Source organism: Sporolactobacillus pectinivorans, assembly GCF_002802965.1.
Classification (GTDB): Bacteria; Bacillota; Bacilli; order Bacillales; family Sporolactobacillaceae; genus Sporolactobacillus; species Sporolactobacillus pectinivorans.
This window is the reverse complement of sequence record NZ_NXGA01000001.1, coordinates 304,784-312,581: the sequence shown is the minus strand read 5'-3', so window position 1 is coordinate 312,581 and position 7,798 is coordinate 304,784. Positions and strand designations below refer to the sequence as shown.

At 39.1% G+C, this 7,798-nt stretch carries 10 protein-coding genes, 2 tRNA genes and 1 rRNA gene; 12 read left to right on the top strand and 1 reads right to left on the bottom strand.

Annotation, left to right across the window (positions count from 1 at the left end; genetic code table 11):
* Positions 1-12 precede the first annotated feature (12 nt).
* The 11 genes from rrf to COP04_RS19335 all read left to right on the top strand — a co-directional run bounded on the left by rrf (position 13) and on the right by COP04_RS19335 (position 7,177).
* Positions 13-124: ribosomal RNA gene (rrf, locus tag COP04_RS01655) — 5S ribosomal RNA — on the top strand.
* A 125-nt stretch (positions 125-249) separates the two neighbouring features.
* A tRNA-Asn gene (locus tag COP04_RS01650) sits at positions 250-324 on the top strand.
* A gap of 2 nt (positions 325-326) precedes the next feature.
* Positions 327-400: transfer RNA gene (locus COP04_RS01645), tRNA-Thr, on the top strand.
* Between the two features lie 855 nt (positions 401-1,255).
* Positions 1,256-1,963 carry a lantibiotic protection ABC transporter ATP-binding protein gene (locus COP04_RS01635; RefSeq protein WP_100486410.1) on the top strand — a complete coding sequence of 236 codons (708 nt, stop codon included), beginning with the start codon at positions 1,256-1,258 and terminating at the stop codon, positions 1,961-1,963.
* On the top strand, positions 1,866-2,696 hold the full coding sequence (locus COP04_RS01630; protein ID WP_239984729.1) for a lantibiotic immunity ABC transporter MutE/EpiE family permease subunit: 831 nt from the start codon (positions 1,866-1,868) through the stop codon (positions 2,694-2,696). Before COP04_RS01635 ends, COP04_RS01630 begins: the two co-directional genes overlap by 98 nt.
* Positions 2,697-2,698: 2 nt before the next feature.
* A complete protein-coding gene (locus tag COP04_RS01625) occupies positions 2,699-3,442 on the top strand; it encodes a lantibiotic immunity ABC transporter MutG family permease subunit (RefSeq protein WP_100486408.1) in 744 nt (247 codons plus the stop codon).
* 414 nt (positions 3,443-3,856) lie between these two features.
* The gene (locus tag COP04_RS01620) at positions 3,857-4,516 is read left to right on the top strand and encodes a response regulator transcription factor (protein ID WP_100486407.1); all 660 of its coding nucleotides are present in this window, start codon (positions 3,857-3,859) and stop codon (positions 4,514-4,516) included.
* The gene (locus COP04_RS01615) at positions 4,513-5,883 is read left to right on the top strand and encodes a sensor histidine kinase (RefSeq protein WP_239984942.1); all 1,371 of its coding nucleotides are present in this window, start codon (positions 4,513-4,515) and stop codon (positions 5,881-5,883) included. Before COP04_RS01620 ends, COP04_RS01615 begins: the two co-directional genes overlap by 4 nt.
* A gap of 210 nt (positions 5,884-6,093) precedes the next feature.
* Positions 6,094-6,243, top strand: a complete 150-nt coding sequence (locus COP04_RS19340) for a hypothetical protein (protein WP_157800133.1) — start codon at positions 6,094-6,096, stop codon at positions 6,241-6,243.
* A gap of 530 nt (positions 6,244-6,773) precedes the next feature.
* Positions 6,774-6,983: a hypothetical protein gene (locus tag COP04_RS01610; RefSeq protein ID WP_100486405.1), complete on the top strand. Its 210-nt coding sequence runs from the start codon at positions 6,774-6,776 to the stop codon at positions 6,981-6,983.
* Positions 6,980-7,177, top strand: a complete 198-nt coding sequence (locus tag COP04_RS19335) for a hypothetical protein (RefSeq protein WP_157800132.1) — start codon at positions 6,980-6,982, stop codon at positions 7,175-7,177. The genes COP04_RS01610 and COP04_RS19335 overlap by 4 nt, the downstream gene beginning before the upstream one ends.
* Positions 7,178-7,256: 79 nt before the next feature.
* Here COP04_RS19335 and COP04_RS01605 read toward each other — a convergent pair whose 3' ends face one another.
* Positions 7,257-7,448 carry a hypothetical protein gene (locus COP04_RS01605; protein ID WP_100486404.1) on the bottom strand — a complete coding sequence of 64 codons (192 nt, stop codon included), beginning with the start codon at positions 7,446-7,448 and terminating at the stop codon, positions 7,257-7,259.
* 101 nt (positions 7,449-7,549) lie between these two features.
* Here COP04_RS01605 and COP04_RS01600 point away from each other — a divergent pair, with 101 nt between their 5' ends.
* The gene (locus tag COP04_RS01600) at positions 7,550-7,732 is read left to right on the top strand and encodes a hypothetical protein (RefSeq protein WP_100486403.1); all 183 of its coding nucleotides are present in this window, start codon (positions 7,550-7,552) and stop codon (positions 7,730-7,732) included.
* Positions 7,733-7,798 lie beyond the last annotated feature (66 nt).

The following is a 7,798-nucleotide window of genomic DNA, read 5'->3' as shown; positions in this document are numbered from 1 at the left end:
TATTTTATTTAGTCTGGCGGTTATAGCGAAGAGGTCACACCCGTTCCCATCCCGAACACGGCCGTTAAGCTCTTCTGTGCCGATGGTAGTGGGGGGCTGTCCCCCTGTGAGAGTAGGGCCAGGCGAATGNATAAATGGCAGGAAGCTATTAGAATTGATAGCGGCCTGTTTATTTATATATTTTATTTTAATGACTACTTCCATGGTAAGGAAGGGTACATTATAATATACATAGCAATTACTAATTATTCCACAGTAGCTCAGCGGCAGAGCAATCGGCTGTTAACCGATCGGTCGTAGGTTCGAACCCTACCTGTGGAGCCAATGCTTCCATAGCTCAGTTCGGTAGAGCACTTCCATGGTAAGGAAGGGGTCGCTGGTTCAAGTCCAGTTGGAAGCTTTCTTATTAAAGTGTTAATGCATCAAGGTTTTTAGCTTATAGCTGACCTTGATGCATTTTTATTGAAAAACTACACTGCATTGTTTGGACTGATAGGCACTGGAGCCTACCTAAATGGTGCATGACATGCTATTAATCAACACATTTGTTGAAGCATGACTCTCATTTTTATTTTATTTTCCATGATTAATTTAAAAAACAAGTCCATCAGTCCAATATATTTGTCAAGATATGGTCCTGAAACGTTTGTCCATTTCACTTCCTCAAACAAATTATTCTGTTTTTTAAAGTCATTCAATGTGTTTACACATTCATTAAGGCAGAATAATTTTGTAAAACTTTTGTGTGTGAGAAATTCCCCCAAACAGCACGCTTCACAGCCTCTACTCTGCATAGACTTTACGCATACCAGTTTCCCAGTTTCCTTAACGTAACTAACCCGAAAAACAGAACGAATGAGCTTATTTCATGAACCGAGTTAAAGTAGCATAAGGTTCACATTACAGACCTCACTCACAGCCCCGCTACCGACACAGACAAGGACCCACTTTTAACAAAATGCTTGTTGACAAGCTCCCGCCCCACACTAGCCAAGCCGAGAAGCCACGCGCATAGTCTCACTCTTTTGATCCTTCATTGTTTAGGTCTGACCATTCTTAATGATGAACCACTCACAAGTGGAAAATAAGCAGGGGCACGACAATAGAACAAGCTTAAACTTGAGAACGGTATTGTGAGAATCGTAAGTAAAGCACAGAAGGAAATTGATACATTCTTTTATAATATTAGAATCTTTATAGAATCCTTAAAATTGCGGGTTATAGTATGATGTGAACTCAGAAGGGGAGACGAATAATGGAAAATTATATTTTACAAACAAAAAATCTGTGTAAAATATTCAAAAAACAGCGTGCCGTTAACAATATTTCCATTTCAATTCAACAAAACTCAGTTTATGGTTTGTTAGGGCCAAACGGTGCTGGAAAATCTACCACATTGAAAATGATCACTGGCATGTTTCACAAAACTTCAGGTGAAATACTTTTCGAAGGCAACCAGTGGAGCAGAAGTGACCTTTCAGACATTGGTGCATTGATTGAAGCTCCTCCACTTTATGAAAATCTGACTGCTAGGGAAAATCTGAAAGTACGTACGCTTTTACTTGGACTTCCGGATTCACGGATTGATGAAGTTCTGATGATGGTGGACCTAACAGACACAGGAAAAAAACGTGCAGGGCATTTTTCAATGGGTATGAAGCAACGCCTTGGCATCGCTATCGCACTTTTGAATCACCCTAAGCTGCTGATTTTAGACGAGCCAACCAACGGCCTTGACCCAATTGGTATTCAGGATTTACGAAAGCTGATTCGTTCTTTTCCTGAGCAAGGCATTACCGTGATCCTTTCAAGCCATATTCTATCTGAAGTGGAGCTGATTGCTGACCATATCGGGATTATCAGTAATGGGATTTTGGGTTACGAAGCAAAAATCAATCCAGAAGAAAACTTGGAATCCCTTTTCATGGAAACTGTTGCGAAAAGCAAAAGAGTGGGTGTATAAATTGCTGAATTACATTAAATCAGAAAATTTAAAATTCAAGAGAACTTTCACAAAGAAACTAGTTATTATTACCCCACTGTTTATGCTGTTGCTTGCAGTAATTTCCGGGAGATACTTTGTGGAGAATGGTTATAATTGGTGGTACTCTCTGATTCTGCCCGGCTATCTCACGCTGATAACAGTACTTGTCAATCAGAATGAGGAGAAGAAGCTGCATTACAGAAGTGTGTTTGCGTTACCGGTCTCACTTAGAAAAACGTGGATTTATAAAGTACTATTGATCACTGCTTATGTTGCCATTGCTTGCGGTATACATCTATTAGGGATTATTCTCGGCATCTTAACCTATAATACAAAATCAACCATTACGGTTTTTCAAGTCATTGAAGCAACAGTATTATTAATCGTTACTTTATTATGGCAGATTCCATTTTGCCTGTACCTTTCAAAAAAGTTTGGTATGATGGTGACTATTCTGATTAACGTTGGCGGAGGAGTTATACTGGACTTTCTTGCAGCTTCCAGATCACTATGGTGGGTTTTTCCTTATAGTTGGGGAACGCGCTTGATGATTCCGGTACTGGGTATCCTGCCTAACGGAACTTTAGCACAACGGGGTAATACACTACTAAACCCCAAGGTTATCCCATTTGGAATGATACTTTCCATCATTTTATTTTTCCTTTTGCTAACGATAACCACGAGCTGGTTTTCAAAACAGGAGGTAAAGTAAAAGTGCAAACTTTTATTCGATGCATTCAGTCTGACTACTACAAATTCAGACACACTTTCATGCTATGGATTCATATCCTGATTCCTCTGGTTGTGTCAGCCCTATTTCTTTCATATTATTCAGTATCCACATGGAAACCAGAATCAAAAATCAGTGGATTTCTGGAGGCTATTTCTATTTCGTTTCCACTTGTTATCGGGTTGATTTGCAGCAAAGCAGCTGATCAGGAAAGTCAGGCTGGGAACTTCCAAACAACTTTATGCGGTATAAAATCAAGATCATGTATGTATTTGAGCAAACTGGTTACTTTGCTTCTGTTAAGTGCCTTTTCGGTTTTGCTCACGATTGGTGTATTTGCATTTGGATTTAAAACAGTACCGTATGTGTTGTATATAGAGGCGGTGGGAGTGGTTCTTGCTGGGAATATATTCCTCTACATTCTTCACTTATTTGTCAGTTTTCAATATGGTAGTGGTGCTTCAATTGGGCTTGGGATAGCTGAAAGTCTGATCTCTGCCCTGGCTCTCACAGGATTAGGAGATGGTAAATGGTATTATATCCCTTGTGCTTGGAGTGTACGCCTTTGTGATTATCTGGTATACATCTGGTTCAACCCTTCAATTGCAACAATTGGTAACGCAGAAATCGAGAAAGGAGCACTGATTGCATTATTTACATCTTGTTTTGCGTTCTTTGCGAGCATTCTCTGGTTTCGAAACTGGGAAGGTAGAAAATCCTATGACTAAACAAACTCATAAGAGAAGATAAAAACGGATAATACTGCTGACAATTGTATTGATGGGTCTCCTTTTCTTGATTTTTTTAGGACATTTCATTGCTAGTTTTGCTATTGATAAGATTAACCAGATTGAAAGTCGCGGAAAAGCAATCTGTGCTATCAATACCCAGAATGCTACACAGTTTACTTATAAAGGAAAACCTACCAAGTTTTGAGTGAAACTGTTGACAAGTCAGAAATTAGTGGATGGATCGGACTTTCTCGTAAAATTGCAGTACTGGATAGGAACTACCGTGTCTTAAAACAAATTAAGATGAACATTGAAGTTCTGCTCATCGAGAGTTTCTAATGTGAGTATGAGACACCCCGTGCTAAATTGTATAATGATTGAAGTGCTGACCAAAGAAAGGATTTGGAAAAGGTGGTAAAGATACTCGCAATTGATGACGATCCGGACATTCTGGTTTTAATAAAAAATTTGTTACGGAAAGATGGCCATACGGTGATGGTAGCAGAAACCACGGAAAAAGTGGAACAAGATAGTCTCACGGATTACGACATGATTCTGCTTGATGTCATGATGCCTGGAATTGATGGTTTCACTTTTTGTCGGCGTATCCGAAGTATCGTCGACTGTCCTATTCTGTTTCTAACAGCTAAAACATTAGAAACGGATATTATAAACGGTTTTGGGTTAGGTGCTGACGATTACATAACAAAACCGTTTGGCACAGGAGAGCTTAGAGCGAGGGTACATGCCCATCTCCGTAGGGAACAACGAGTAAAGCACAGTATACTATGTGCTTCCGGAGTCCGGTTTGATCTTTCTGCAAAAGAGGTATACGTCGAGAATAAAAGAATCTCCCTAACGAAATCCGAATATGCCATATGTGAATTTCTAGCCAAAAATCGCGGTCAAGTCTTTTCAAAAGATCAAATTTATGAGAATGTTTTCGGTTTTGATGGAGAGAGCGACTCATCTACAGTTGCTGAACATATTAAAAACATCCGAGCAAAGCTATCCGTTTTTAGTCTGTCTCCAGTTTCAACTGTATGGGGGATCGGATACAAGTGGATATGAAAAAAAAACGATTGTCATTGAAAGTTGTATTCTTGGAATATTTGTTTTCAATGGTACTCGCGTTAATCCTAGCTCTTTCTCTTTTATACGCCTTCTTTATTTTAGGGATTAATAAAGGTTTGTACACTTACGCTAATTCTAGTGAAGTACAGGTTAAAAATATGAAACCAAGAATTGCGGCCGCTAAGAAGTTTAACAGCAATTTGATACCCCCTACAACGAAGTATGTTTACTTGAACAATAATTTCACTGAACTGGATAGTAATATGAACAAGACTGATAAAAGAAATGCAATTTTATATGCCAAGGGGAAATATATCACCAGTTCTCTAGACGACGTTTATCTATCAATAGCACGAAATGACGGATACGTCATACTTCATTATTACATTCGTTCACGATATTCCGTTTCCTGGATGAATCGATACCTTCCGAACCCTGACAAATTGCTGATCATTTTTAGCATACTGAACAGTTTATTAGCTTGTTTTGTCGTCACAACACTTTTTGCTAGACACCTAAGGAAGCAGCTACGTCCATTAATGGATGCGACCCAAAAAATTAAGGAAAAGAATCTGGATTTTGAAATTCAATCATCCGGGATTAAAGAATTTAACCATATTCTTGAATCTATTTCGGATATGAAATCTGAACTGAAATATTCCCTAGAGCAGCAGTGGAAGATGGAACAGACAAGAAAAGAACAAACATCTGCACTTGCTCACGATGTCAAAACCCCTCTTACGATTATTCAGGGAAACGCGGAGTTGCTTACTGATACAGAACAAACCGATGACCAAATAGAGTTTACTCAGTACATTCTAAAAAATGCAGATCAGATGGAGCAATACATTAAAATGCTTATTGATCTCACTCAAGCGGAAACCGGTTATCAGACTCACTTTCGGGAGATTAACATTAATTCATTTATTGAGGAATTGAAGGATCAGGTGAACGGGCTTACTACAGCGAAAAAATTGAAGGTTGATTTTTTACAAAAAAAACTACCACAAAATTTTACAGCAGATGCAGTACTGCTTCAAAGAGCGATTATGAATGTTGTATCGAATGCAACGGATTATTCCCCAGAACATGGAAAAATCAATTTGCTCATAGACGCTGACGAAAATCGAATTCGGTTTTGCATTAGTAATGATGGCAAGGGATTTTCACCGATTGATCTAAAACGAGCTACTACACAGTTCTACATGGGGGATCCCAGTCGAACTCTAAAAACTCATTTTGGAATTGGTTTGCATGTTACTGAATCTATTGTAAAACTGCATAAAGGAACGCTTCACATTGCTAACTCTTCTAAGACTGGTGGGGGACAGGTGACAATTGAAATCCCTATTATACAGAGCTAATAAAGTTATTAATGATGAGAAGTAATATCATGCTTCCACAGAAGTAATAATCAACACAAAAAATGGCTCTGCGAGAAACTGAATTATAAAATATAACGAGAAGTCGAACCTCAGACATCTCGCGGTAATTACGGACTACTTTACGGACTGCGAACTCACGCACCCTCTAAAGGTGTTGACAGTAAAAGAATAACACGAGGAGGCGACCGTATGAGCAAACGCAAAACAGTTTTCTTAGAGGTAAGGATTAATACACCTAACGAACAGAAATTCACAGTCGTACTCATGGGATTAACCTTTACAGTCAACAAGGACAGCCCGTCCGCTCAGTATAAACACATTAAGCGAATTATTGAGTAAGCTAGGTGATTTTAACCCACGGCTTTACACTGAGTAGGAAATCACTTGAGCTTAGCTCTTCTACGGGGCTGGTTCATATTTTTTTGCTTAATTTCACTGTCAAATAACACCACTTGTTTATTGCCACGGTTACTTTGCACTATTTTCTGTGATGTTCACTAGGGAAGCATTCTGGGATACATAACCTTTATAAACACTGTTCTAACAGGCTTTACTCGGCTTTTTCTTCCATGTAAGGAAGGGATCGCTGGTTTAAGTCCAGTTGGAAGCTTTGTTGTTTCATCCTTTAACAGCAGCGTTTTTCGGTTCTTCCGAGCGTTGCTGTTTTTCTGCTTTTTTATGGTCACTGACCATTTACTGACCGATTTTGATTCTTGTTTGTTATGCACAACTTTTTGCGCTACAGGACGTACTGGCCGTCACCGTCCTTCAGTGATTTGTTCAGGTACGGACAGTCATACGCTTTGATGTCCTTGATCCATAGGGTGCCGAAATACGGCTTGATCTGGTTATCAAGGTAGAGGCAGCAATTGCGGAAAACCAAAACCGTTGATGAATTCATCGCAAGTGGACTTGCACCTACATTTGACGATCTGAATCTGAGTTTAGGGATACATCTGGACGAAATCTCTTCTCTGAAGATCGCATCTAAGTTAAACATATCGGATAGCCGGTTAATGGAAGACCTGGACAAGTATCGGAAGCGCATTGCACTGCTTGCAGAGACGTGGGTTGAATGAAAGGAAAGCCAGAAACAGGTGAAGTTGGGCGGGAAGAGAATGATGGAAATGACGATGACGAGGAAGTTGGGGTTGCGCACTGTCCTTTTTCTCTTCAGGATCCGAATGGTGAAACGATGATGGAATTCTCTTGTTTCGAATGGAAGGGCGGCAAAATGTTCACCTGTATGAGCCATTACAGGAAAATGATCTGAAAGCGAGAATACGTGACGGATGGAAAGAGGTCAAGGAGAAGACAAAAAATGTGAACAATATAAAGCTCCTAAAATAGTTTTATAAATCGTTTCTCTTATCTCTTGGCCTTAATTTTGGCCTAATGAATATTTGGTCTGTTGCCCCAAGTACAAGTGCCAATATTAACGCTAATAATAAATGTGAATTTGTTAAAAAACCGAGAGCAAACATTGCGAAAAAACGTATTGATTCAATTAATTTTCTATGTTTTTCTAAACTATATTTTTCCATGCCGCACCTTCTTTTTGATATCTTATCACTCTATATTAAGATTTCAATTATTTTCATCAAGACAAAGTTCGCAGTTAAAGCGAAAGAGGGATGGAATATTCATGCTAAAAGTATTCAAAATGAATGTTTATGTGGCGGCTCATTCAGAACAGGAAGCAAAAGAATACTACTGCTCACTCGATGGGACTATGGAAGAAATAGAAGAGAGTTTTGATGGCGAAGTAAGCCTTGATGAAGAAATGTTCGTTGACTTTGATCATCTTCCAGAAGAAGAAAAGCAATAGGTTCAAAGGATGAAATCAGACGGCAATCAATGCTAGGTATTAAAACTGTTTCGTTGGGTTCTTGAG